The sequence below is a fragment of the Methanobrevibacter filiformis genome (assembly GCF_001639265.1).
Taxonomy (GTDB): domain Archaea; phylum Methanobacteriota; class Methanobacteria; order Methanobacteriales; family Methanobacteriaceae; genus Methanacia; species Methanacia filiformis.
The window spans coordinates 1-1,539 of record NZ_LWMT01000151.1 but is presented as its reverse complement, the minus strand read 5'-3'; the positions used below and the strand labels follow the sequence as shown (position 1 = coordinate 1,539).

Annotated in this window: 2 protein-coding genes; both read right to left on the bottom strand. The window is 21.8% G+C overall.

What is annotated here, in order from left to right:
* Window positions 1–371 precede the first annotated feature (371 nt).
* On the bottom strand, window positions 372–740 hold the full coding sequence (locus MBFIL_RS04500) for a hypothetical protein (protein ID WP_211261711.1): 369 nt from the start codon (window positions 738–740) through the stop codon (window positions 372–374).
* Between the two features lie 102 nt (window positions 741–842).
* Entirely contained in the window at window positions 843–1,142 is a 300-nt protein-coding gene (locus MBFIL_RS04495; protein WP_157078660.1) for a hypothetical protein, read from the bottom strand.
* Window positions 1,143–1,539: the final 397 nt, after the last annotated feature.

The window sequence follows — 1,539 nt, the reverse complement described above, 5'->3', positions numbered from 1 at the left end:
AAACCCCACCAAGAAAAAATAGAACCAATTGTAGAAGAAGTTTCTGAAATAAGAAAAAAATAAAGAAGCAATGTTTAATTTAAGGCAATTCTATAGAATCGATTAAATCCTTAACTTAACAGCTGTGTATAAAAATTAAATTTGATATTTATATATGACGAACATAACATATAAAGAATTGTATTATAATCTCAAGATTAAATTTTTAGGAGTTGTGTGATAAACCATTATATGATTACCAAAACATTCCTAAGGTCATTATATAACTTCATAAGACTAGATTAAAAACTATTTCAAGTCTTATACACAAATCTTCAATTTTATTATAATTCAATTCTATCATCACCAACTATTTACCTTTTTAAATATTTTCAAGAGTTTAATTCTTTTTCTAATATTTCAACTAAATCATCTGTTGATTTCATAAACTCTTGAAAATCAACTAATGCTGTAATTCCATTTTCACTATCAGAATTTTCAGTTAAATCCATAAAATATTTAACTATATCTCCATATTGTAAACAAATCTTTTTTTTAATCGTATCATTCTTCCAAACTTCAATTTGTTCCGTTTTAAAATCTTCTCTTGTTATTTCTGTAACAAAAATACCATACATTATTTTTTTCCAAATTTTATGTGATAAGACCTCTTTTTTATATTCATAAGGAGTATAAAACTTTTTTCTTAATTCTACAATTTTTCCATAAGTTTTTGGGAAAGTTATATGAAATGTAGCCATATCCTCTTTAAAATATTTTAATATTAATAAAAGCATTCCTTATACCTAAAATGGTTTATTTTTGGAAGTAGCTTTTGATCAAACTTTTTTTAAAAGTTTGTTTCATATAAATAAAAATTTATTAAATGAATTATCCCTATAGTTATCATATTCTTCTAAGTCAGGATCATCATACATGAAGTTGAAAAGGTCTATACAGTGTGTTAATTTATTGATTAATTCTATTTTCTCAGTATATTTTAATTGCATTTGAATATTTTCTTTATTACGAAAATTAGTAATTAGTGATATTATTATTGATGATAAAAAAGCTATTAAACCTACAAATAGAGAAATTGCGTTCTCTACCTTAAAATTTGTGAATATTATTAGATCTAAGCAAATTAATCCTATAATTGGCAACCATAAAATAAGGTACAGCATATATAATGTGATAATGTTTATTTTTATAATCCCAATATTTGTAATAATAAAAGCAACTATAAAAATAATGAGTAGAATCAAAGTAAAAATGATCCATGAATTTGAAAAAAATTGTATAAAATACATTATGCTGCCTCTTAAATCTCTATTAAATCATTATTTTCATTGAAAAAATATTTATAAATATTTTGAAATATGAAAATATTTTTGTATTAATAACAATGAGGATTCGCATTTAATGTTTCTTTATTTGTTCTATTTTATTGATTTTTTCTTTATTTTTTGTGTTTTTATGTGAGTTTTTTTTAATATTTTGTTGGTTTTGTTGAATTGTTTTTAGTTGTTCTTATTGTTTTTGGTTTGTTTAATTTTATGT